Source organism: Pseudomonas sp. VA159-2 (assembly GCF_024126635.1).
GTDB lineage: Bacteria > Pseudomonadota > Gammaproteobacteria > Pseudomonadales > Pseudomonadaceae > Aquipseudomonas > Aquipseudomonas muyukensis.
On the sequence record NZ_JAMYBV010000015.1, the window covers coordinates 98693 to 121382 of the forward strand.

A 22690-nucleotide genomic window follows, 5' to 3' on the forward strand; every position below is an offset into this window, starting at 1 on the left:
CTGTCAGGTCAAGCCCCGCCCGCGCGCCCATCGATCTGTGCGCCCTCCCAATAAAACCCAAGCCAGGCACGCTCAAATCGATACACAAATCTTACTAGATACATAAAATACCGTTTGATGTTGTGTTTTGTATCGAATATAAATACCTCCACGCCCTAACCCGCCCTCAACCGGGAACCCCGACCATGTACGCACAGCTAGTGGAAACTGGCGTCAAACGCCTCAAGACGCTGGAAGAGATGTCCCCCGAAGAACGCGCCTTCCAGGAAAAGATCGACGCCGAGATCAAGATCGAAGCCAAGAACTGGATGCCCGACGCCTACCGCCAGACCCTCATCCGCCAGATCTCCCAGCACGCCCACTCGGAAATCGTCGGCATGCTGCCCGAAGGCAACTGGGTCACCCGTGCCCCGTCGCTCAAGCGCAAGCTGCAATTGATGGCCAAGATCCAGGACGAAGCCGGCCACGGCCTGTACCTGTACAGCGCCATGGAAACCCTCGGCGCCGACCGCGACGAGGAGATCGCCAAGCTGCACAGCGGCAAGGCCAAGTATTCGAGCATCTTCAACTACCCGACCCTGACCTGGGCCGACATGGGCGCGGTGGGCTGGCTGGTCGACGGCGCCGCCATCGTCAACCAGGTGGTGCTGCAGCGCACCTCCTACGGCCCCTACTCCCGCGCCATGATCCGCATCTGCAAGGAAGAAAGCTTCCATCAGCGTCAAGGCTACGAGCTGCTGCTGACCATGATGCGCCACGGCACCCAGGCGCAGAAGGACATGGTTCAGGACGCCATCAACCGCCTGTGGTGGCCGTCGCTGATGATGTTCGGCCCCAGCGACGAGCACTCGCCCAACAGTGCCCAGTCCATGGCCTGGAAGATCAAGCGCCAGACCAACGATGAGCTGCGCCAGCGCTTCATCGACCAGACCGTGCCGCAACTCGAGCTGCTCGGCTGCACCGCGCCGGACCCGGCGCTGAAATGGAACGAGGCCCGTGGTCACTACGACTTCGGCCAGATCCAGTGGCAGGAGTTCTACGAGGTGCTCAAAGGTAACGGGCCATGCAACCAGGAGCGCCTGGCCAAGCGCCGCAACGCCATCGAAGGCGGTGCCTGGGTGCGTGAGGCCGCCGTGGCCTACGCCCGCAAGCAACAGAACAAGAACGCCGCCTGAGGCGGCCCGCGATCCTGAGGAACCCCCATGTCCACCTGGACCCTTTACGAAGTCTTCGTGCGCAGCAAGCACGGCCTGAACCACAAGCATGTCGGCAGCGTGCATGCCGCCGATGCTGCCATGGCCATCGAGAATGCCCGCGAGCTGTACACCCGTCGCAGCGAAGGCGTCAGCCTGTGGGTTGTGCCTTCGGCGCTGATCATCGCCTCCTCCCCGGACGAGAAGGACCCGCTGTTCGCCCCAGCGGACGACAAGGTCTACCGGCACGCCAGCTTCTACGAGTTGCCCGCCGAAGTCGGCCATATGTGAGGCGCGCCATGCACAAGCAAGCACTGATCCCCTACCTGCTGCTGCTCGGCGACAGCGCCCTGATCCAGGGCCAGCGCCTGTGCGAGTGGTGCGGCAAGGCGCCGGCCCTGGAAGAAGAGCTGGCGTTGATGAACGTAGGCCTGGACCTGGTCGGCCAGGCCCGCAACTGGCTGGAATACGCCGCCGAACTGCTGGACGATGGCCGCGACGCCGACGCCCTGGCGTTTCGCCGCGACGAACGCGCCTTCCGTAACCTGCTGCTGGTCGAGCAGCCCAACGGCGACTATGCCGTGACCATGCTCAAGCAGTTCCTCTACGACGCCTGGCACCATGCCGTGCTCGAAGGCCTGTGCGCCTCGCGCGACGAACGCATCGCCGGCATCGCCGCCAAGGCCTTGAAGGAAGTCACCTATCACCTGCGCCGCTCCGGCGAGTGGGTGCAGCGCCTGGGCGACGGCACGCCAGAAAGCCGCCGGCGCATGCTCGACGCCATACCGTTGCTGTGGCGCTTTACCGTCGAGCTGACCGCCGCCAGCGAACACGAGGTGCAACTGGCCGCGGCGGGTGTCGGCGCCGACCCGGCCCAGGTCGGCCGTCGCTGGCAAGCCACGGTCGGTGCGCTGTTCACCTCGGTCGAGCTGCCGCTGCCCCAGGCCGCCAGCCACTTCTACCTCGACGGCCGCCAAGGCTTGCACACCGAGCACCTGGGCCTGCTGCTGGCCGAAATGCAATTCCTGCCACGGGCCTACCCCGATGCGACCTGGTGAGCTGATCGTCGGCGACCGGGGCGCCCGGGCCCAGCAACCGGGCGATCTGGCCCGCGCCTGGGCGGTGCTGGCCGAGGTGATGGACCCGGAGGTGCCGGTGGTCAGCGTGGTCGACCTGGGTATCGTCCGCGACCTCGACTGGCGCGCCGGCCACCTGCACCTGGTGGTGACCCCGACCTATTCCGGCTGCCCGGCCACCGAGGTGATCGAGGGCGATATCCGCCAGGCCCTGGAGCACGCCGGCTTTCCGGCCCCCGCCGTGGAGCGGCGGCTGACCCCGGCCTGGAGCACCGACTGGATCAGCACCCTGGGCCGTGAGCGGCTGCTCGCCTATGGCATCGCCCCGCCCGAGGGCGGCGCCAGCCTGCACGGCCACAGCCCCGTGGTGTGCTGCCCGCAATGCGCCAGTGGCGACACCGAGCTGCTCAGCGAGTTCGGTTCCACCGCCTGCAAGGCCCTGTACCGCTGTCGCGCGTGCCTGGAGCCGTTCGACTACTTCAAATGCCTATGAGCCGTGGAGAACACCATGAGCCAGTTTCACCGCCTGACCATCAAGCAGGTGCGTCAGGAAACACGGGACGCCGTGTCCATCGCCTTCGACGTGCCTAGCCACCTGCAGGACGATTTTCGCTTCACCCAGGGCCAGTACCTGGTCATGCGCACCCAGCTGGACGACGAGGAAGTGCGCCGCTCCTACTCGATCTGCAGCGCGGTGCAGGACGGCGAGCTGCGCGTGGCGGTCAAGCGCGTGCCGGGCGGGCGCTTCTCGGCGTTCGCCAACGACGTGCTCGAGGCCGGCCAGCAACTGGAGGTGATGCCGCCCTCGGGCAGCTTCTTCGTGCCGCTGGAGCCGACCCGCCAGGGCCACTACCTGGGCGTCGCCGCCGGCAGCGGCATCACCCCGATCCTGTCACTGATCGCCACCACCCTGGCCTGCGAGCCGCATAGCCGCTTCACCCTGCTGTACGGCAACCGGGCCAGCGGCAGCGCGCTGTTCCGCGACCGCTTGGAAGACCTGAAGAACCAGTACCTGGAGCGCCTGAACCTGATCTTCGTGTTCAGCCGTGAACAACAGGATGTCGACCTGTACAACGGTCGCATCGACGCCGACAAGTGCGGCCAGCTGTTCTCCCGCTGGCTGGATGTGCCCAGCCTCGACGCCGCCTTCATCTGCGGCCCCCAGGCGATGACCGAGACCGTGCGCGACAGCTTGCAAGCCAACGGCATGGACAAGGCGCGCATTCACTTCGAGCTGTTCGCCGCCGCCGATGGCACGACCCGCCGCGAGGCACGCGAGGCCGCTCGCCAGCTCGATGCCAGCAGCAGCCAGATCACCGTGATCAGCGATGGTCGGGCGCTGGCCTTCGACCTGCCGCGCAATACCGTCAGCGTGCTCGACGCCGGCAACGCCATTGGCGCCGAGCTGCCCTATTCGTGCAAGGCCGGGGTGTGCTCGACCTGCAAGTGCAAGGTGATCGAGGGCGAGGTGGAGATGGACAGCAACCATGCCCTGGAAGACTACGAAGTGGCGGCCGGCTACGTGCTGTCGTGCCAGAGCTTCCCGATCAGCGACAAGGTGGTGCTGGACTTCGACCAGCTTTGACGCCAAGGGCTTGGCTATCGCTAGGCATGCGTTGACTCCCAAGGGCAGAAATGCTCAGATGCGTCCCTGCTTTCAGGTGTCCCTGGCCGCCGCGCCTGGGATTAAACGGGAAGCCGGTGCCTCGCCCGTGCGAGAAGTCCGGCGCTGCCCCCGCAACGGTAAGCGAGCCTGGCATTCGACACACCACTGTGCCCCGCGCATGGGAAGGTGAATGCCCGATGACCCTCGCCAGCCCGGAGACCGGCCTGATTCGCCCATGGCCATTCCCGCGGAGGGCGGGTGCGCTCAGCTTGCCAGGCGCCCGTGCGCCTGCGCGGCCGTCTCGCACCGTCACCGTCGGGCTCATTCATCCCTGCGGTGTCTGTTCATGTCTTCTCCCCTGCTGCACCTGGAGCGCCTGCACTGGTCACTGTCCGCCAGCGGGCCGGACCTGCTGGCTGGCATCGACCTCAAGGTCCAATCCGGCGAGTTCGTCGGCCTGATCGGGCCCAATGGCAGCGGCAAGACCAGCCTGCTGCGCTGCGCCTACCGTTTCAGCCGGCCACGGGCTGGCCGGGTGCTGCTCGATGGCGAGGATATCTGGCTGCACCCTCCGCGCTGGCTGGCCCAGCGGGTGGCGGTGATGCTCCAGGAGTTTCCCGAGGATTTCGGCCTGAGCGTGGGCGACGTCGTCGCCATGGGCCGCACCCCGCACCTGGGCTGGCTCGACGCTGACGGCGACCCGGCGCCAGTGGACCAGGCCTTGCGCCAACTGGGCCTGCGGGACCGCGCCGCGCAAGGCTTCGCCAGCCTGTCCGGTGGCGAGAAGCAGCGTGTGCTGCTGGCCCGGGCCCTGGCCCAGCAGCCGCGCCTGCTGATTCTCGACGAGCCGACCAACCACCTCGACCCACGCCACCAGCTGGCCCTGCTGCAGCACCTGCGCGGCAGCGGCCTGGGCTTGCTGGCCAGCTTCCACGACCTCAACCTGGCGGCGACGTTCTGCGACCGCCTGTACCTGATCGAGCAAGGCCGGATCATCGCCCAGGGCACGCCTGCCGAGGTGTTGACCGAGCAATGCCTGGCCGAGGTGTTCGGGGTTCACGCCCTGGTCGACCGCCACCCCGTGGGCCTGCACCCACGCATTACCTGGATCCGTCACGCATGACCCGCCTGTTGCTTGCCCTGTTCGCCTGCCTGCCGCTGTGTGCCCTGGCGCAAGGCTTTCCCGTGACCGTGCGCAGTTGCGAACGCGAGATCAGCTTCAGCCAGCCACCGCAACGGGCGGTGAGCCACGACGTCAACTTGACCGGCATGCTGCTGGCACTGGGGCTGCGCGAGCGCATGGTCGGCTACAGCGGCATCAGTGGCTGGAAAAGCCTCGCCCCGGCAATGCGCGAGGACCTGCACGGCCTGCCGGAACTGGCACCGCGCTATCCGTCGGTGGAAACCCTGCTCGCGGCCGATGCCGACTTTCTGTTCGCCGGCTGGAGCTATGGCATGCAGGTCGGCGGGCCGCTCACCCCACAGCGCCTGGCAACGTTCGGCATCCCGGTATACGAGCTGAGCGAGTCGTGCTCGCGGATCCTGCCCTGGCACCCGGCAAGCCTCGACGACCTGTACACCGACCTGAACAACCTCGGGCGCATCTTCGGCGTCAGCGCGCGGGCCGACAGCCTGGTCGAGCATCTGCGCCAGCGTGTCGCGCGGGTCAGCGCCTCGCTGGCCGCGCTCCAGGATCGACCACGGGTGTTCCTCTACGACAGCGGCGAGGACCGCCCCACCACCTCCGGCAGCCTGGGCATGCCCCAGGCGCTGATCGATACGGCCGGCGGCAGCAATGTGATGGCCGACGTGCCTGCCAGCTGGACCGAAGTCAGCTGGGAAAGCGTAGTGGAGCGCGACCCCGAGGTGATCGTCATCGTCGACTACGGCCCGACCCGCTGGCAGCAGAAACGCGACTACCTGCTGCAGCACCCGGCGCTGGGCAGCGTCACGGCGATTCGCCAGAAGCGCTTCGTGGTGTTGTCCTATTTGCAGGTGACGCCCTCGGTGGACAACGCCGAGGCCATCGAACGCCTCGCCCGGGCGCTGCACCCGCAGCGCTTTGCCGGGGCGCAGCGGTGAGCGTGTTGCGCCGCCCTGGCGGCTACCGCCTGCTGTTGATCGGCCTGGGCGCCGCGCTGCTGGCCTCGTGCCTGTTGTCGCTGGGCTTCGGCGCAGCGCAGGTGCCGGCAGGCAAGGTACTGGCGATCGTGTTGCAGCAACTGGGCCTGGCCCCGGCGACAGACTCAGGTGGTGGCCAGGCCCAGATCGTCTGGCAGATCCGCGCGCCACGGGTGTTGCTGGGGGCTTTGGTCGGTGCCGGGCTGGCGCTGGTCGGCAGCGCCCTGCAAGCGGTGACCCGCAATCCGCTGGCCGACCCACACCTGCTGGGCGTAAGTTCAGGCGCAGTGCTCGGGGCCGTGCTGGTGGTGCTGTACCTTGGGCCTTTCGCCGGGGTGCTGAGCCTGCCGCTGGCGGCCTTTGCCGGCGCCCTGGGCTGCATGCTGCTGGTGCTGGGCGTCGCCAGCCGGCGCGGGCGCCTGGACAGCGAGCAACTGTTGCTGGCCGGGGTCGCGGTGTCGTTCGTGGTGATGGCCTTGGCCAACCTGCTGCTGTACACCGGCGATCCCCATGCCGCCAGTTCGGTGATGTTCTGGATGCTCGGCGGGCTGGGCCTGGCGCAATGGTCGCTGCTGTGGCTACCAGCGTTGGCCGTGCTGGCCGGTCTTGCCCTGCTGATGGCGCTGGCTCGCGCGCTCAATGCGCTGATGAGCGGCGAACAGACGGCGGTAAGCCTGGGCTTCGACACGCGTCGGGTGCGCGCCGTGGTGTTCGTTGGCTGCGCGTTGCTCACCGGTGTGCTGGTGTCGTTGTCCGGGGCTATCGGTTTCGTTGGGTTGATGCTGCCGCATATGGCCCGGCGCCTGGTCGGGGCCGAGCATCGGCGGCTGTTGCCGGTTTGTGCGCTGCTGGGGGCGTTGTTCGTGGTCTGGGTCGATCTGGCGGCGCGCACCTTGATTGCGCCGCAGGACCTGCCCATCGGTATTGCCACGGCGGCGTTGGGGGGCGGTTTTTTTATCCTGTTGCTGCGGCGTAGGGGTTGAGCGGTGGGCCAGTGCATCGCTGACGGCGGACAGCTCTCAAGGCCAATACCCTACCAGGGAAAGGACCGCACCAAGGCCGCCAGGTGTTCGCCCCCCATCCCCGTCAAAAATCACCACGAGACGGCCATTAGCCACCTAGCACATCTGCCCTACATCCCGCAGGGTACAGCGGCGCTATAGTCGCCCTACCCCTCGTCCGGCCAGTACCTCCCTTTCCTGGCCGGGCGGGTGGCGTTCCGAGAACAATGCCAAGGAAGCAACGCGATGATCCCCATGTCCCTTCCCTTCAAGTCCCTGGTCCTGCTCGCCGGCCTCGCCGCCGTGGCCGGTTGCCAGACCGCCTCGCCCAATGCCGACACCCTCAAGCAACGCACTGAGGTCACCCTCGGCGTGCCGGTCAGCAAGGTCAGCAACCTGCGCAGCGACTCCACCACCACCTACTACACCGTGAGCACCGGCAAAGGGCAGTTCGACTGCCAGGTGGCCAGTGGCGGCATGGTGGCCATCGCCGGCATGGGCCTGATCACCCCATCACCCAACTGCTGGAAGGAAGGGCAGGCGCCGACCTTCCAGTGACCGCCCGCGGCGGCGCCTAGCTGGTCGGCGCCGCGCTGGTTTCGCGCAATGCCCGCAACGCCGCCCGCAGTTCCGCTGGCCGCACCGGCTTGGCCAGTACGGCAATACCGCGTGCCTGCAGAGCGCCCTGCAGGCGGTCGAGGTCATGCCCGGTCATGATCAGTGCCGGCACCCGCTCGCCGCGCTGGGCGCGTAGTTGGTCGATGCAGTCGATGCCCGTGGCCTGCGGCCCCAGGTCATAGTCGGCGACGATCACCTCGCAGTCACTGCTCAACCCATGGGCCGAGCTCTCGGCCTGCACCTGGCAGCCCCAACGCTGCAGCAAGGCGCTGGTGGCCTGCAGCACGTTATGGTCATCTTCCACCAGGCACACCCGCAACCCACTGAGCATGCCTGCCTGGATCGCCTGGTCGACCGTCGCGCGCGGCACTTGCGCCGGCACTTTGGCCAACCCTTGCAAGGTCACGCAGGTGCCATGCCCAGGCCGCGAGCGCAGGCTGACCTCAAGCCCCATCAACTGCCCCAGGCGCTTGACGATGGCCAGCCCCAGGCCCACGCCCTCGACGTCCTTGTCGCGCAGTTCGCGCACCCGGTAGAACTCCTCGAACACCTTGTCCTGGTGCTCTTCGGCGATGCCCCGGCCGCGGTCGCAGACGACGATGGCCAGGCCCTCGCCGCGGGGCCGCAGGCCAATCAGCAAGGGACGCCCGGCAGCGTACTTGAAACTGTTCGATAGCACGTTCTGTACCATGGTCGCCAGCATCCCTGGGTCGGCGCGGGTCCAGTGCCGGCTGGGCACCAGGCGCATCTCCACGCCGGCCCAGCGCGCCGCTTCGTGGTTCTGGCGCAGCAGTTCGCGCAGGAACGGCTCCACGGCGAACGACTCCCACTTCGGCTGCACCCGGCCGTTGTCCAGGGTGTACAGGTCGAGGATCGAGCGGAACAGCTGCGAGACGTTGAGCAGCGAGCGGTCGATGCTGTCCACCAGCCGCCGCTCCTCATCGCCCAGGCGCGCCTCGCGCAAGCAGGCGGTGAACAGGCCGATGGAGTGGATCGGCTGACGCAGGTCATGGCTGGCCTGGGCCAGGAAGCGCGATTTCTCGCGGGTCGCCGCCTCGGCCAGGGCCGTGGCCTTGCGCGTGCGCTCCAGCAGCAGGTGGGCGTAGAACGGAATCAAGGTGCTGGTGGTGAGCAACATCAGCAGCATGAACGGCTGCTGCTGCCAGTACGGGGTGAGCTGCCACACCACCAGCAACGCCCCCAGGGCCAGCACCGTGGCGATGGCCAGGTAGCGCGAGCCAAAGCGCATGCCATTGCCCAGGTTGATCCAGACCATCACCGCATACAGCGGCAACGCCGCCTCGCCACCGACCACCAGTCCGAAACTGGTGCCGGTGTAGTCGCCCAGCATGCCGAGGATGCGCCGGGCCGGATAATGCCCCGGCCAACGCTTGATGGCCTGGCGCATACCTACCGAAGCCACCACGAAACAAGCGTAATAGAGCAGCACCGGCAGATAAGTGGCGACCTCCCGGCCCGGCAGGAAACCCAGCAGGGCCACGTAGGTGATCGCGCAGGAGGCGACGATGATGCGCAGGTTGGCCTGGTCCAGTTCGTTGTTTTTCTCGAACTTCATGGGGTAACGTCCTTGTGCGCCAGTAGTCATTTCCTGCATGTGCCGAGCAAATGGCCGCAGGTGACTGCTAAATTAGCATGTGTCGGCTAACAGGGAGTTCCACGACGTGACGTGCCGCATCATCGTGGCGGACGATCATCCGCTGTTCAGGGAAGCCATGGCCAGCACCGTGCGCCGGCTGTTGCCCGACGCCGAGCTCGACCAGGCCGGCAACCTCCAGGACGTGCTGCGCCTGGCCAGCCAGGGCACGCCTCCGGACACCCTGATCCTCGACCTGCGTTTCCCTGGCCTGAGCTGCATGGCCCGTCTTGCCGAGCTGCGTCGGCAACTGCCGCGCACCACCCTGATCATCGCCTCGATGGTCGACGACCCTGAAGTGGTTGGTGCGGTGATGGCCGCCGGTGCCGACGGTTTCATAGGCAAGAGCCTGACCCCGAATGAGATCGGGGCGGCGATCCTGGCCATTCGCGAAGGCGAGGTGGTGGTCCGGTATGCCCCTTCCGGGTTGCTGCCACAAATGGCCGCCGACAGCGAGCTGGCGCAGCTTACCCATCGCCAGCAAGATGTGCTAAGGCTGATCGCCCAGGGCAAGACCAACAAGGAGATCGCCCGAGAGCTCGATATCTCGCCATTCACCGTGCGCATCCATGTCTCGTCCCTGCTCAAGACCCTCAATGTGCCGACCCGCACCGCGGCGGCGGTGAAGTACTCCGGCACCGGCAGTTGAGCACCGTTGGTCGGGCACGTCGATATCCAATCGACTTCCCTCTACGGGTGAACACTCCCATATGATGAGGGTGGTCGACGTCTTCCCTCACACTCCTGTGTTCGGCCCGCCTGCGGGTGGGCCATTTTTTTCCCGGCCTGGGAGCCACGGCATGCATGAACAACATTGGATGGGCGGCGGGGATGCCGAGCATGATTGGCCGCAACGGGAGCCCGACCAGCGTAACGACCGAGCCCGCGACCCGGATACCGACCCGGCCATCGGCGAGGAACAGAATCGCCCAGGCGTGCCAGCCACCGATCCCGAGTCGGGCGCCTGAGCAGGAGGGCGTTGCAGCGCCTGGGAGGGCCAAGCGCCGCGCCCGCGGCATGCTATCTCGACACTACGACGCCCTAAATGTCTCCTATACCCTCCAGCGCACTTCGGTAATCCCGTAGCGTTCCGCCATGGGCCGGCTCACCTTGCGAATCCGTTGCCGACCGAATTTGGGGATGATGCCCAAACCCGCGTCGCAACTGGCCCAATGCCAGGCCTCTGCATTATCCATATGCTCTACACGGACAATGAACTGGCGCGGTTTGCCATGCAGTTGGTATTCGATGGTGTACAGCTGCGGATCAGGCATTGCGCAGAGCCCTCCTCTTTTCCATGGATGACGCTGTGAGTGATTGCCCAGGCGCAGAAAAATTCAAAAAGATTGTCGAGATGCCGAACAACGGCGTAATGGCAAAGAGCCTCAGTGCTGCGCCGCAGCCCCGGGCACCAGAATCACCTTGCGACAGCGATCCTGCATCTGCTCGAAGATCTCGTAGCCATGTACCGCGTCGTCCAAGGCCATGCGATGGGTGACAATCGCTTCGGGGTTCAGGCGCCCCGCCTGGATATGCTCGAGCAACTCAGGCAGGTATCGCTGTACATGGGTCTGTCCCATGCGGAAAGTCAGGCCTTTGTCGAAGGCATCGCCGAACAGGAAACCGTGGATGAACCCGGCATACACCCCAGGTACGCTGACCACGCCGCCGCGACGCACCGCAGCGATGCTTTGGCGCAACGCCTTGCCGCTGCTGCCTTCTAGCTTGAGCGCAGTGAGCACGGTTTCGGTGGCGCTGCCCTTGGCTTCGAAGCCCACCGCATCGATCACGGCGTCCACGCCACGCAGGCCGGCGGTCTGGCGGATAATGCTGTCGGCGGGGTCATCGTCCTGACTGAAGTCGATGGCAATCACGCCATAGGCTTGGCGTGCATACTCCAAGCGGTAGCCACATTCGTCGACCATGAAGATCTGCTCGGCACCGAGCATCCGCGCACAGGCGGCGGTAAGCAACCCTACCGGGCCGGCACCGTAGATCGCCAGGGACGAGCCAGGGCCGACCTGGGCATTTTGTACCGCCTGCCAGGCCGTGGGCAGAATATCCGAAAGAAACAGCAGCTTATCGTCGGGCAGGTCGCCGGGTACCTTGAACGGTCCGGTATTGGCCTTGGGAACTCGTACATAGTCGGCCTGCCCGCCCGGCACACCACCGTAGAGGTGGCTGTAACCGAACAACGCGGCGCCCGGTGGGATGCTTTTCTTGTTGAGAATGGCGCCACGGCCGGTATTGGTGGTTTCGCAGGCGGCGAACAACGCCTGCTGACAAAAGAAGCAACTGCCACACGCAATCACGAACGGGATCACCACGCGGTCGCCGGGGCGCACTGCAGTAACGTCGCTGCCCACCTCCTCGACGATCCCCATGAATTCATGGCCCAGGATATCGCCGGACTCGACCATGGGAATCTTGCCGCGGTAAAGATGCAGATCCGAGCCGCAGATGGCGGTGGCGGTGACCCGCAGCAGGATATCGTCACGCGCTTGCAGTTGTGGCTCAGGTACATTGTCGACACGAACATCGCCGGTGCCGTGAAAAGTGAGTGCACGCATGGGATGGCCTCCCTGGGATGAGGGTGGCGATCCGGGGCCAGGCCCCGGATCGCGGCCCGGTGCGGGCGCACCAGGCATTCAGCACTAGCGTTTCGTCACTGGTTGCGACCACCGCCGTGGCTGTTCTGGCCGCCCTTGCGTCCAGCCTCGGACGCCCGCTCACGGTCATTGGCGAAGTTGCCCCCCGAATTCTGCCCACCCTTGTGGCCGGCGCGGGAAGCTTTTTCGCGGTCGTTGGCAAAGTTGCCAGGGTTGGTTTCCTTGGTGCCGCCGCGTTGGCCGGTCTGGTCTTGGTCACGAGCCATGTCGTTTCTCCTTTACGCATTGGTTTGACGTGGCACGGCATCGCACCGTGCATAAGTTCCGAACAGGTGGGGGGCTCTAGTGCTCAATACCTGTGCGAAGGTCCGGACCAGTGGCGCGAATCAATGGAACGCCACTAAAGAACTTCGACATATTTTGCGCGCCAGGCAACGCTGCCACGGTAGGTCCGGCACTTCAGCCCGACGCAGCGGTCACAGCAACAACCCCTGCGCTGATAACCGTGCGCTATGGCCCGGCGCCAGGTCGCGACCCCTCGTCCCCACGTGGATTCGCAGCCTATAATCCGCCCCCAGAGCCCGGGGATGCGTCCAAGGGCCTTTCCCTGTTCGCACAAGGCTCGTGCCCATGAAGTCATCCAGCAAGACCACCCTCGCCTCGCCGCACAACCCGGCGCTGAGCCCCAGCCATCTGAACTTCCCGGTGGTCGGAATCGGTGCCTCGGCCGGCGGGCTGGAGGCTATCGGCACGTTTTTCAAGCATATGCCGGCGGACAGCGGCATGGCCTTCGTGGTGGTGCTGCATCTGTCACCGGACCATCAGAGCGAGGCTGATCGCCTTATCCAGGCGGTGACCCGCATGCCGGTGCGCCAGGTCAGTGAAGCGGTGCCGATCGAGCGCAATCATATCTACGTGATTTCCCCGGCCAGCCGGCTGTCGACCAACGATGGCTATCTGCGAGTCGCCCCGGCCAACCGTAGCCGAGGTGATCATGTGGCCATCGACCTGTTCTTGCGCGACTTGGCCGATGTGCACAAGGACCATGCGTTCTGCGTGATCTTGTCGGGCACGGGCAGCGACGGTGCCGTGGGCTTGTCACGCATCAAGGAACAAGGGGGCGTGACCTTGGTGCAGACACCTGACGATGCCCGATACCCCGACATGCCGCAGGCTGCCTTGGCCACGGGCATGGTCGACCTGCTGCTGCCGGTGGCGCACATGCCAGCGCGCCTGGTCGAGTTGTGGCGCAGCGCGCGCCAGGTCAAGTTGCCGACCATCGATGATGACAGCTTGCCGCCGGCATTGGGCGAGCGTGAGGGCGACCCGGTCGCCAGTGATCCGCTGCTCGATGAAATTCTCGCTTCGCTGCACGACAGTACCGGCCACGACTTCTCGCATTACAAGCGCGCCACGGTGCTGCGGCGCCTGGAGCGGCGGCTGCACGTGACCGGTCAGACCCACCTGGGCGGCTATCACGACTACCTCCAGCAACACCCCGAGGAATGCCGCGCGCTGCTGGCGGACATGCTCATCGGCGTGACCAACTTCTTTCGCGACCGCGAGGCGTTCGAGGCCCTGCAACGCCACGTCATGCCAGCGTTGATCAACGATGACAGCGTGCAGGAAGCCGCAGGCGAGGTGCGGGTATGGTCTGCCGGTTGCTCTACCGGGGAAGAGGCCTATAGCCTGGCGATGCTGATCACCGAACAGTTGGCGCTGGAACGCCGCGAGGCGCCTGTACAGATCTTCGCCACCGACCTTGACGAACGTGCCATCGCCCTCGGTCGGGTCGGCCAATACCCCGATGCGATCGCCACCGACGTGTCCGCGCAACGCCTGCGGCAATTCTTCGTCAAGGAGGACCAACATTATCGGGTACGCAAGGAAGTACGCGAAAAAGTGCTGTTCGCCCGGCACAACTTGTTGTCCGACCCGCCGTTTTCCCAATTGGACCTGATCGTCTGTCGCAATCTGTTGATCTACCTGGACCGCGAGGTGCAACGCGAGATACTGCGCTTGTTCCACTTCGCCCTGCGCCCCGGTGGTTTTCTGTTTCTGGGCAGTTCCGAGTCGGCAGATCTTGCCGCGGAGCTGTTCGTGGCCGTGGACAAGCGTAACCGCATCTTCCGGGCCCGCGAAGTGGCCACGGTCCGTCACCCGGAACGCCTCCAGGCGCCTGCCGCGAGCGTGACGCTTGCGCCGGCCAAGGCCCGGGCCAGCCGGCGCTTGTCGTACGCCGAGATCCACCACCGTGCCCTGGCTCGGCGCATGCCGCCGAGCCTGATCGTCGATACCGACGCCAATATTCTGCACATGGGCGAAGGTGTCGGGCGCTTCTTGCGGCACGCCGGCGGCGAACTCAGCCACAACCTGCTCAACCTGGTACTGGCGCCCTTGCGTCCGGCCTTACGCAGCACCTTGCTGCAAGCCCAGGGCAGTGGCGAAGCGGTCACTTCCCGCGTGGTTGCGCTGAGCGTCGACGAGCAGCGCTGCGAGGTGCAGGTGCTGGTACAGCCGCACCAGGATGAGCCTAGCGCCAGTGACTGTCTGTTGGTGGTGTTCCAGGTGCTCGTAGCCGACAACGCGCCGCAAGCCAGTCCCCCGGTGTTACAGACCGAGGGCATGCTGCTCAGCAACCTGGAGCGCGAGCTGCATCGCACCCGCCTGCAATTGCAGGAAACCATCGAGCAGTCGGAGTTTTCCAGCCAGGAGCTGACCGCCTCCAACGAAGAGATGCAGGCGATCAACGCCGAGTTGCGCTCGGCCAGCGAAGAGCTGGAAACCAGCAAGGAAGAACTGCAGTCGATCAACGAGGAGTTGCTGACGGTCAACTACGAGCTCAAGACCAAAGTCGAGGAAACCGACAAGGTCAACGACTACCTGAGCAACCTGATCGCCTCCACCGACATCGCCACCGTGTTCGTCGATCGCAACCTGCATATCCGCTGGTTCACCCCGCGTGCCACCGACATCTTCAGCATGCTGCCAGTCGACACGGGGCGCTCGCTGCTCGACATCACCCACCGCCTCGATTATCCAGGTCTGGCCGATGACGCGCGGGCCGTGGTCGAGCGCGAAACCACCATAGAGCGCGAGGTGCTCGGCCACAACCAGCACTGGTACCTGGCACGCCTGCTGCCGTACCGGGCCAGCGAGCGCAATGTCGACGGCACCGTGCTGACCTTCATCGACATCAGCCAGAGCCGCGCCGCCGAAGAGCGCCTGCGCCAAGGCGAGGAGCGCATGCGCCTGGTGGCCGAGAGCACCCACGACTTCGCCATCATCCTGCTCGACGAACAGGGCCTGATCACCGACTGGAACACTGGCGCCGCGCTCATTTTCGGGTATGGCAAGGACGAAGTGCTCGGCCAGCACTACCAGTTGATCTTCACCGAGCAAGACCGCGGCGATGGCGTACCCGAACGCGAACTGCGCGCCGCACGCCTGCATGGCCGTGGCCAGGACGAACGCTGGCATGTGCGCAAGGACGGCAGCCGTTTTTATTGCAGCGGCGAGGTTTCGCGCCTCAAGGGCGGCAGCCTGCGCGGCTACGTCAAGATCGCGCGCGACCTGACCGGGCACAAGCGTCTGCATGACGAACAGACCAAGCAATTGGCCGAATCCCAGAGCAGCAGCCACATGAAGGACGAGTTCTTCGCCGTCATGTCCCACGAGCTCAAGCACCCGCTGAACCTGATTCAACTCAACGCCGAGATTCTGCGCCGGGCGCCGGCGGTCAAGGGCGCCAGTGCCGCCAGCAAGGCAGTGGGGATTATCTGCGACGCGGTCGCCAGCCAGGCACGGATCATCGATGATCTGCTCGATGTCGCGCGCATCCGCACCGGCAAGCTCAAACTCAAGACCCAGCAGGTCGACCTGTGCCTGGTGCTGCATGGCATTCATGCCGTGGTGGACAACGAGCAGCACGACTGCAGCGTGCGCCTGGCACTGCCCGCCGATGGCGCGCCGGTGTACATCGAAGGTGACAGCACCCGACTGGAACAGATCATCTGGAACCTGTTGAACAACGCACTGAAGTTCAGCCCCAGCGGCAGCGAGATTCGCCTGGTGCTGAGCCGGCATGACAGCGAGGCGCAACTGGATGTGATCGACCAGGGCGTCGGCCTGACCGACGAGAACCTGGAAACGGTGTTCGACCTGTTCAGCCAGGCCGCACCGCAACTTGCCAGCCACAGCCGCGACGGGCTGGGCATCGGGCTATCGCTGGTGCGTCAGTTGGTAGAGGCCCACGGTGGCACGGTGAGCGCCCACTCCCAGGGCCTGGGCCGCGGCACGACCTTCAGCGTGCGCCTGCCGTTGTGCGATCCACGCCAGCAGCCGCAACCCGGCACCCACCTGGAAACTACCGAGGGGCGGCTGAGCGGCGTGCGGGTGTTGCTGGTGGACGACTCGGTGGAAATCCTCGAAGTCATGCAGCAGTTGCTGGAGATGGAAAGCGCCGAGGTCGAGGCCCACAGCGACCCGCACGCAGCCCTGGAAGCGGCCGTCGACGGGCGCTACGACATCATCCTCTCCGATATCGGCATGCCCGGCATGGACGGTCATGCCCTGATCAAGGCGCTGCGCGCGCTGGAGCATCTACGCTATACACCGGCCATCGCCCTGACCGGCTATGGCGCCAGCGCCGACCAGTACAAGTCGCGGCAATCGGGCTTCGACCGCCACCTGAATAAACCGGTGGGCTATGACGAGCTGATCGAGGCGATCGAGAACCTGAATGGGTCGCTGCCCTACTGAGCGGGGATGGCGCCGACCCGCCGGCTGTTACGCCCTACCCCGTCCCGTCGGCGCCAGTATTGGCGAACCCGGTAACGCGCGGCCTCAGGCGTGCACGCTCCACTGGCAGGCATCCGCGGCGATCGGCACTTCGTCGATGGCCTGGATCATCCCGCTGGCCAGGGCTTCGTTGGGGCCGAGGATGCGTGGATAGGCCATCAGGTAACGCGGCACGTCCAGCACCTCGTCACCACCCTCGGTACGCTCGGCGACGATCTGCGCATACAGGCGCAGGTCGTAGTCCAGGCTCATGGCGTACTCGGCCATCCGCGCATGATCCACCGAGCCGTGCAAGGTCCAATGGAACGGATGAAACAGGAACTTGCTGTAAGCGCAGGCCGTTCGGTGGCTCCCCGCCAAAAACAGGATGTTGCCCATCGACTCGACGGTGCCGAGGTTATGGGTATGTACCGGCACCGGCAACGAACGCAGGTAGTTGTATAGGGTAAACCCATAGCTGCACTCGCCGCCCATGGTGGCGACGTTGATCTGCAGCACCTCGGCGCCTTGCTGCAAGGCCCTCGAGCAGGTATTGATCAGGTTGCCGCACGTGGCGGAATTGATCGGACCGGTGTAGTGGATGATATGTCTGGCCATGCCGTCCTCCAGGGTCAGTCGGGGTTGTCTTCGCCAGGAGCGTCCTGCTCGCCCATCTTCTGGTATCGCTTGCGCAACTCATGCAGCTCGGTCGGGTCCATGTGCTCGAGGTCCAGCAGGGCCTTGTGCGCCCGCTGGGTGGTGCGCAGCAGTTCGTCGATCTTGATGTGCAAAACGTCATTGTCGCGGTTCTGGGTGTTCTGGATCAGGAACACCATCAGGAAGGTGATGATGGTGGTCGAGGTATTGATCACCAATTGCCAGGTGTCGTTGAAGTCGAACAGCGGGCCGCTGAGCGCCCAGGCGATGATCAGCAGCAGGGCGGTGGCGAAGGTCAGCGGGCGGCCGCTGACCTTCGCCAGCCATTGGGCAAAACGATCGAATTTCATGGCCCAGGCCCTCAGCCAGGTTGTTGCTGTTCGCCAGGCAGGCCTTCGATATCGGGGTCGCTTGGCTTAACTTCCGGTTCATCCTGCGGGGGCGGCGCAGGCCGCTCCGGTGGGTCGTTGAGTGCATCGAAATCAGTGTTTTCGTTCATTGTGCCGTTCCTCCAGTTCGTGCTGCCGCCATCCGGTGGAGGCATGGGCGCCAGGCAAAGTTCCGCCGGGTTGTCCGTCGCTCCACTTGTCAATAATGCTGAACCGCCAAGGCGTGCCCAGGGTCGCTAGTGATAAGTGCACGAACGAGTGGGAGCCCCTGTGAGCGAGATCCGCATTGGTATTTCCGGTTGGCGCTATGGCCCGTGGCGCAAGGACTTCTACCCCAAGGGCCTGCGCCAGGACGACGAGCTGGCGTTCGCCTCGCGCGCGGTGAACAGCATCGAGATCAACGGCTCGTTCTATGCCCTGCAAACACCCGAGCGCTATCGCCAATGGCATGACCAGACACCGGACGACTTTGTCTTCTCGGTCAAGGCGCCGCGCTACATCACCCATGTGCGGCGGCTCAAGGAAATCGACGAGGCGCTGGCCAACTTCTTCGCCTCCGGGCCGTTGCTGCTGGGCAACAAGCTAGGGCCGTTCCTCTGGCAGTTCCCACCGTCGATGAAGTTCGATGAACAGCGCTTCGCTGACTTCCTCGCGCGCCTGCCGCAGGACCGCCGGGCTGCCCTGGCTTGCGCCGCACAGTGTGCGGAACGCTTCAGGGACAATGGCAGCGGTGCAATCGGCGGTAACGCCCGGCTGCGCCATGCCGTGGAAATTCGCCATCAAAGCTTCCTCTGTGAAGCCTTCATCAAGCTGCTGCGCAAGCACAATGTAGCGCTGGTGGTCGCCGACAGCGCCGGTAAATGGCCGTATGTCGAAGACCTTACTGCCGACTTCGTCTACATGCGCCTGCATGGCGATGTCGAGCTCTACAGCAGCGGCTACACCGCCAAGGCGCTGCGCCGCTGGCGCTTGCGCATCCAGGCCTGGAGCCAGGGTGGCCAGCCCGACGATGCGCAGCTGATCGTCGCGTGCGCCCCGGCCAAGCGGGCGTCGCGCGCCGTTTACTGTTATTTCGACAACGACCAGAAGGTGCATGCCCCTTACGACGCCCGGCGCCTGTTGGGCAAGCTGGGGCTGGACGGCGAATTGGTCACCGAACCTGGCGTGGCGCCGGAGGTGCAACTGTGACCCCTACCCTGCCCGCCCCCAGCTGCATCATCGACAAGGTGACCGCGGTACGCCGCCTGACCGTGCTGACGCTCAACGTGCACAAGGGCTTCACCCTGTTCAACCGGCGCTTCATCCTGCCCGAGCTGCGCGAAGCGGTGCGCGCCACCGGTGCCGACCTGGTGTTCCTCCAGGAGGTGCATGGCAGCCACCGGCAGCACGCCGAGCGGCACCCGACCTGGCCGCAGGCACCGCAGTACGAGTTTCTCGCCGACAGCATGTGGCCGCAGTTCGCCTATGGGCGTAACGCGGTCTATCCCCAGGGCGACCACGGCAACGCCTTGTTGTCGAAGTTTCCCATCAGCGCCTTTGAAAACCTCGATGTATCGATTGATGGCAACGAGCAGCGCGGCCTGCTGCATTGCCGCCTGGAGGTGCCTGGGCAAACCCAGGTGCATGCCATCTGCGTGCACCTGGGCTTGCGCGAGGCGCACCGGCAACGCCAGGTGGCGTTGTTGCTGCAATTGCTCGACAGGCTGCCGCCGGATGCCCCGGTGATCGTCGCCGGCGACTTCAACGACTGGCGTCTTAAGGCCAATGCCAGGCTGACCGAGCGTCTGGTCGAGGCTTTTGGCCGACCTGCACGCAGTTTCCCGGCACGTTTGCCGCTGTTGCGCCTGGATCGCATCTACCTGCGCAATGCCCGGGCCAGTAGCGCCGGGGTTCTAGCCAACTACCCCTGGTCGCACCTGTCCGACCACGCGCCCTTGGTGGCGCAGGTGACGCTATGACCGCGCAATGGCTGGACGGCAACCAGGTCGAGCTGCTGATCAACGGCGAGCAATACTATCCGCGCGTGTTCGCCGCCATCGCCCAGGCCCAGGAGGAGATCCTCCTGGAAACCTTCATCATCTACGACGACAAGGTCGGCCAGCCGTTGCGCCAGGCGCTGATCGACGCTGCTCGCCGTGGCGTGCGGGTGGAAGTGGCGGTGGATGGCTACGGTACGGCCGACCTGGACAATGCCTTCGTGTCGTCGATGACCGAGGCCGGGGTGCACTTCCATGCCTTCGACCCCCAACCACGCCTGGTCGGCATGCGCACCAACCTGTTTCGCCGCCTGCACCGCAAGATCCTGGTGATCGATGGCCAGCGGGCGTTCATTGGCGGCATCAACTACAGCGCCGATCACCTCGGCGACTTCGGGCCCCAGGCCAAGCAGGACTACGCCGTCGAGGTCACAGGCCCGGTGGTGGCCCAGGTGCATGCCAGCAGTTGCCGGCTGCTGGCGGCGGTGTTGCGCACGCCCAGCCAGGTCACCCCCCTCACCCGCGCCAGCGGTAGCTGCAGCGCGCTGTTGGTCGAACGTGACAACCAGCACCACCGCAATGACATCGAGCAGCACTACCTGCAGGCCTTTCGCCAGGCCCGCGCACGTATTCTGGTGGCCAATGCCTACTTCTTCCCTGGCTACCGCCTGCTGCGCGAGCTGCGCAATGCTGCGCGCCGAGGCGTCGAGGTGACCCTGATTCTCCAGGGCCAACCCGACATGCGCTGGGTGCGGGCACTGTCGCGCCTGCTCTACAACTACCTGCTGCGCGACAACGTGCGTATCCACGAGTATTGCCAGCGCCCACTACACGGCAAGGTGGCGCTGGTGGACGACGAGTGGGCCACGGTTGGCTCGAGCAACCTCGATCCGCTGAGCCTGTCGTTCAACCTGGAAGCCAACCTGCTGATCCGCGACCGGGCCTTCAACCAAGGCTTGTACCAACACTTCAGCGAGCTGGCCGCCAAGCAGTGCAAGGTCGTGACGCTCGAGCGCATGGTGCGCGGCTACTGGTGGCGCGCGCCGCTGATCTTCCTGGGATTTCACATCACCCGCTACTTCCCGCGCATTGCCGGCTGGTTCCCGGCCCACCGCCAGCGCCTTACCTCGCTGCGCCCTGAGGACGAGGCGACGGCCAACTACCACAGAGGCAACAACTGATGGCAGGCAAACCCTGGCAGGTCTGGGGCAAGCGCCTGCTGACCCTGCTGTTCATCGTGCTGGTGCCGACCCTGCTGTTGGTGCTGGCACGCAACCTGGACTGGCAGGAAGTGCGCCGATCGCTGCTGGCCTACCAGCCCGCCACCTTGGGCCTGGGCCTGCTGCTGGCACTGTGCAGCTACCTGGTGTTCGCCAGCTACGACTTGCTGGCGCGGGCCTACACCGGGCATCGGTTGCCAGCGCGCCAGGTACTGCCGGTGGCGTTCGTATGCTACGCATTCAACCTCAACTTCACCACCTGGGTCGGCGGTGTCGCCCTGCGCTATCGGCTGTACAGCCGCCTGGGCCTGGATACCCCGACCATTACCCGCATCCTCACCCTGGGGCTGCTGACCAACTGGATGGGCTACCTGCTGCTGGCCGGCACGGTGTTCGCCCTGGGCCAGGTCAAGCTACCGGCCGACTGGGCGTTGGGCGCCGGCGGCCTGCGTCTGGTCGGTGGGCTGATGATCGTCGTGGCGGTGGCCTACCTGTTGGCTTGCGCATTCGCCACGCGCCGTACCTGGCACCTGCGTGGGCACGAGATCACCCTGCCCTCGCTGCGCCTGGCGCTGTGCCAGGTGGCCTTGGGCGCGAGCAATTGGGCATTGATGGCGGCTCTGATCCATCTGCTGCTGCCGGCCGATTTGTTCTATCCGTCGGTGCTCGGCGTGCTGTTGATCAGTTGCGTAGCCGGCGTGGTCGCCCATATTCCCGCGGGGCTGGGCGTGCTGGAAGCGGTGTTCCTGGCCCTGCTGCATGGCCAGCTCGGGCAAGGCAGCCTGGTCGCGGCGCTGTTGGGCTACCGCACGTTGTACTACCTGATCCCGTTGCTGCTGGCGGTGATCACCTACCTGGTCCTGGAAAAGCGCGCCAAGGCCCTGCGCCAGCAGACAAGACCTGCGCCAGATACGCGCTAAAGGAGATCTGTCATGCGAACGTTTCTGCTGTTCAGCCTGCTCGTCGGCCTGGCCGGCGGCCAGGCACAAGCCGCCGGCTGCGACGTCGTCACCCAGTCGTCCAGCGAATCGGTCAAGCCGGTGCAGGGGCATACCTGTTACAGCTTCGGCAACATGCCCGCCGAAGCGATTGCCTGGTCCTGCAGCAACCAAAGCAAGGAAATGCTCAACAGCCGCAAGCGCCCGGTAGAACGCTGCGCCGACGGCAGCGTCGGCAGTTGCATCGCGCCGTTGACCCAGGAAACCCTGGCCAATCCCGACGCGGCCGGCCGTGACGAACCCGCCACCCGCCCCGCCGTCCCCAAGGAGGCGCGGATCATCACCTACTACTACGACACCCCGAGCCTGGGCCAGGCACGCAGCGATTGCCAACGCAACGATGGCATCTGGCAGACCCACTGAACGCAAGGAGAACCCCCATGCCCCGTGGAGACAAAGACAAGTACACCGACAAACAGAAACGCAAGGCTGAACATATCGAGGACAGTTACCAAAGCAAAGGCGTGCCCAAGGATCAGGCCGAGGCGCGGGCCTGGGCCACGGTCAACAAGCAGTCCGGTGGGGGCGAGCGCAAGGGCGGTTCGGGGCAGACCAAAAGCCCTGCCGCCAAAGCCAGGTCGCGCACCTCCTCGGCACGCCGCGCGGTGGCCACCAAGCACGGGGTGGCCCGACCGGGGCAGCGCCTGGAGGACATGACCAAGGCCCAGTTGCTGGAGCGCGCGCGCATACAGGCGATCGCCGGGCGTTCGCGCATGCGCAAGGCAGAATTGATCGAGGCGCTACGCAAGGGCTGATGGCGTCGGCCCGTTCCCATGAATGCCCGTAAGCATTG

Annotated in this window: 25 protein-coding genes and 1 riboswitch; of the genes, 18 read left to right on the plus strand and 7 right to left on the minus strand. The window is 65.4% G+C overall.

Annotated features, from left to right (window positions below; all coding sequences use genetic code 11):
- The first annotated feature begins 185 nt into the window (after positions 1-185).
- From paaA to NJG22_RS16230, 9 genes are all read left to right on the plus strand, one after another.
- Positions 186-1175 (plus strand): 1,2-phenylacetyl-CoA epoxidase subunit PaaA, encoded by a 990-nt coding sequence (gene paaA, locus NJG22_RS16190; RefSeq protein WP_217847905.1) that lies wholly within the window; start codon positions 186-188, stop codon positions 1173-1175.
- A 27-nt stretch (positions 1176-1202) separates the two neighbouring features.
- On the plus strand, positions 1203-1484 hold the full coding sequence (paaB, locus tag NJG22_RS16195; RefSeq protein WP_134690727.1) for a 1,2-phenylacetyl-CoA epoxidase subunit PaaB: 282 nt from the start codon (positions 1203-1205) through the stop codon (positions 1482-1484).
- Positions 1485-1492: 8 nt separating this feature from the next.
- Positions 1493-2251 carry a 1,2-phenylacetyl-CoA epoxidase subunit PaaC gene (gene paaC / locus NJG22_RS16200; protein ID WP_253095921.1) on the plus strand — a complete coding sequence of 253 codons (759 nt, stop codon included), beginning with the start codon at positions 1493-1495 and terminating at the stop codon, positions 2249-2251.
- Positions 2238-2762 (plus strand): 1,2-phenylacetyl-CoA epoxidase subunit PaaD, encoded by a 525-nt coding sequence (gene paaD, locus NJG22_RS16205; RefSeq protein ID WP_134690731.1) that lies wholly within the window; start codon positions 2238-2240, stop codon positions 2760-2762. The genes paaC and paaD overlap by 14 nt, the downstream gene beginning before the upstream one ends.
- A 15-nt stretch (positions 2763-2777) precedes the next feature.
- Positions 2778-3854, plus strand: coding sequence for a 1,2-phenylacetyl-CoA epoxidase subunit PaaE (gene paaE / locus NJG22_RS16210; RefSeq protein ID WP_253095922.1), 1077 nt, complete (start codon positions 2778-2780; stop codon positions 3852-3854).
- A 57-nt stretch (positions 3855-3911) separates the two neighbouring features.
- A riboswitch (cobalamin riboswitch) is annotated at positions 3912-4118 on the plus strand.
- A gap of 103 nt (positions 4119-4221) precedes the next feature.
- Positions 4222-4998: an ABC transporter ATP-binding protein gene (locus NJG22_RS16215; protein ID WP_253095923.1), complete on the plus strand. Its 777-nt coding sequence runs from the start codon at positions 4222-4224 to the stop codon at positions 4996-4998.
- The gene (locus NJG22_RS16220) at positions 4995-5957 is read left to right on the plus strand and encodes an ABC transporter substrate-binding protein (RefSeq protein ID WP_253095924.1); all 963 of its coding nucleotides are present in this window, start codon (positions 4995-4997) and stop codon (positions 5955-5957) included. Before NJG22_RS16215 ends, NJG22_RS16220 begins: the two co-directional genes overlap by 4 nt.
- On the plus strand, positions 5954-6979 hold the full coding sequence (locus NJG22_RS16225) for an iron ABC transporter permease (protein WP_253095925.1): 1026 nt from the start codon (positions 5954-5956) through the stop codon (positions 6977-6979). The genes NJG22_RS16220 and NJG22_RS16225 overlap by 4 nt, the downstream gene beginning before the upstream one ends.
- 273 nt (positions 6980-7252) lie before the next feature.
- The gene (locus NJG22_RS16230) at positions 7253-7555 is read left to right on the plus strand and encodes a hypothetical protein (RefSeq protein WP_217853994.1); all 303 of its coding nucleotides are present in this window, start codon (positions 7253-7255) and stop codon (positions 7553-7555) included.
- A 16-nt stretch (positions 7556-7571) separates the two neighbouring features.
- Here the strand turns inward: NJG22_RS16230 and NJG22_RS16235 are convergent, their stop codons facing one another.
- Positions 7572-9191, minus strand: a complete 1620-nt coding sequence (locus tag NJG22_RS16235) for an ATP-binding protein (protein ID WP_253095926.1) — start codon at positions 9189-9191, stop codon at positions 7572-7574.
- A gap of 106 nt (positions 9192-9297) precedes the next feature.
- Between NJG22_RS16235 and NJG22_RS16240 the strand changes: the two genes are divergently transcribed.
- Positions 9298-9918, plus strand: a complete 621-nt coding sequence (locus NJG22_RS16240) for a response regulator transcription factor (RefSeq protein ID WP_253095927.1) — start codon at positions 9298-9300, stop codon at positions 9916-9918.
- 151 nt (positions 9919-10069) lie between these two features.
- The gene (locus NJG22_RS16245; protein WP_253095928.1) at positions 10070-10237 is read left to right on the plus strand and encodes a hypothetical protein; all 168 of its coding nucleotides are present in this window, start codon (positions 10070-10072) and stop codon (positions 10235-10237) included.
- A gap of 84 nt (positions 10238-10321) precedes the next feature.
- Here NJG22_RS16245 and NJG22_RS16250 read toward each other — a convergent pair whose 3' ends face one another.
- From NJG22_RS16250 to NJG22_RS16260, 3 genes are all read right to left on the minus strand, one after another.
- Entirely contained in the window at positions 10322-10543 is a 222-nt protein-coding gene (locus tag NJG22_RS16250; protein WP_253095929.1) for a DUF6555 family protein, read from the minus strand.
- 111 nt (positions 10544-10654) lie between these two features.
- Positions 10655-11839: a zinc-dependent alcohol dehydrogenase gene (locus tag NJG22_RS16255; RefSeq protein ID WP_253095931.1), complete on the minus strand. Its 1185-nt coding sequence runs from the start codon at positions 11837-11839 to the stop codon at positions 10655-10657.
- Positions 11840-11934: 95 nt separating this feature from the next.
- Positions 11935-12144: a general stress protein gene (locus NJG22_RS16260; protein WP_253095932.1), complete on the minus strand. Its 210-nt coding sequence runs from the start codon at positions 12142-12144 to the stop codon at positions 11935-11937.
- A gap of 364 nt (positions 12145-12508) precedes the next feature.
- On the opposite strand from NJG22_RS16260, the gene NJG22_RS16265 reads away from it, so the two are divergent.
- On the plus strand, positions 12509-16639 hold the full coding sequence (locus NJG22_RS16265) for a CheR family methyltransferase (RefSeq protein ID WP_253095934.1): 4131 nt from the start codon (positions 12509-12511) through the stop codon (positions 16637-16639).
- 84 nt (positions 16640-16723) lie between these two features.
- On the opposite strand, the gene NJG22_RS16270 is transcribed toward NJG22_RS16265, so the two are convergent.
- From NJG22_RS16270 to NJG22_RS16280, 3 genes are read right to left on the minus strand one after another with little or no spacing between them, the layout of a single operon-like run.
- Positions 16724-17275 carry an ATP-dependent Clp protease proteolytic subunit gene (locus NJG22_RS16270; RefSeq protein WP_253095936.1) on the minus strand — a complete coding sequence of 184 codons (552 nt, stop codon included), beginning with the start codon at positions 17273-17275 and terminating at the stop codon, positions 16724-16726.
- Between the two features lie 14 nt (positions 17276-17289).
- Entirely contained in the window at positions 17290-17664 is a 375-nt protein-coding gene (locus NJG22_RS16275; protein WP_253095938.1) for a low affinity iron permease family protein, read from the minus strand.
- A gap of 11 nt (positions 17665-17675) precedes the next feature.
- Entirely contained in the window at positions 17676-17813 is a 138-nt protein-coding gene (locus NJG22_RS16280) for a hypothetical protein (RefSeq protein ID WP_253095939.1), read from the minus strand.
- A 160-nt stretch (positions 17814-17973) separates the two neighbouring features.
- Between NJG22_RS16280 and NJG22_RS16285 the strand changes: the two genes are divergently transcribed.
- From NJG22_RS16285 to NJG22_RS16310, 6 genes are read left to right on the plus strand one after another with little or no spacing between them, the layout of a single operon-like run.
- Positions 17974-18891: a DUF72 domain-containing protein gene (locus NJG22_RS16285; protein ID WP_253095941.1), complete on the plus strand. Its 918-nt coding sequence runs from the start codon at positions 17974-17976 to the stop codon at positions 18889-18891.
- Positions 18888-19661 (plus strand): endonuclease/exonuclease/phosphatase family protein, encoded by a 774-nt coding sequence (locus tag NJG22_RS16290; protein WP_253095943.1) that lies wholly within the window; start codon positions 18888-18890, stop codon positions 19659-19661. Before NJG22_RS16285 ends, NJG22_RS16290 begins: the two co-directional genes overlap by 4 nt.
- A complete protein-coding gene (gene clsB, locus NJG22_RS16295; RefSeq protein ID WP_253095945.1) occupies positions 19658-20860 on the plus strand; it encodes a cardiolipin synthase ClsB in 1203 nt (400 codons plus the stop codon). The genes NJG22_RS16290 and clsB overlap by 4 nt, the downstream gene beginning before the upstream one ends.
- Positions 20860-21819, plus strand: coding sequence for a lysylphosphatidylglycerol synthase domain-containing protein (locus tag NJG22_RS16300; RefSeq protein WP_253095947.1), 960 nt, complete (start codon positions 20860-20862; stop codon positions 21817-21819). Before clsB ends, NJG22_RS16300 begins: the two co-directional genes overlap by 1 nt.
- 12 nt (positions 21820-21831) lie before the next feature.
- On the plus strand, positions 21832-22260 hold the full coding sequence (locus tag NJG22_RS16305) for a hypothetical protein (RefSeq protein WP_253095949.1): 429 nt from the start codon (positions 21832-21834) through the stop codon (positions 22258-22260).
- Between the two features lie 17 nt (positions 22261-22277).
- Positions 22278-22652 (plus strand): Rho termination factor N-terminal domain-containing protein, encoded by a 375-nt coding sequence (locus NJG22_RS16310; RefSeq protein ID WP_253095952.1) that lies wholly within the window; start codon positions 22278-22280, stop codon positions 22650-22652.
- Positions 22653-22690: the final 38 nt, after the last annotated feature.